Genomic DNA, 247 nt, shown 5'->3' with positions numbered 1-247 from the left:
GTGGTGGTGAATGTAGATGGCACTGACTATCCGGCGACGAACAATGGCGATGGCACCTGGACGCTTGCAGACAATAGCTTGCCTGTATTAACAGACGGTCCACACACCATTACCGTGACGGCAACAGATGCAGCGGGCAATGCGGGTACGGATACTGCAGTGGTAACGATTGATACCGTTGCACCAAATGCACCGGTACTTGATCCGATCAATGCCACTGACCCAATCAGCGGTACAGCAGAAGCAG

At 53.4% G+C, this 247-nt stretch carries 1 protein-coding gene; it reads left to right on the top strand.

Annotated elements, in window-relative coordinates:
• A partial coding sequence (locus HUN22_RS17920) for an Ig-like domain-containing protein (protein WP_254617584.1) occupies positions 1-247 on the top strand: 247 nt, incomplete at both ends.

It is taken from the genome of Acinetobacter lactucae (assembly GCF_013344765.1).
Lineage (GTDB): Bacteria > Pseudomonadota > Gammaproteobacteria > Pseudomonadales > Moraxellaceae > Acinetobacter > Acinetobacter lactucae_A.
This window is presented reverse-complemented; position numbering and strand designations above follow the sequence as displayed.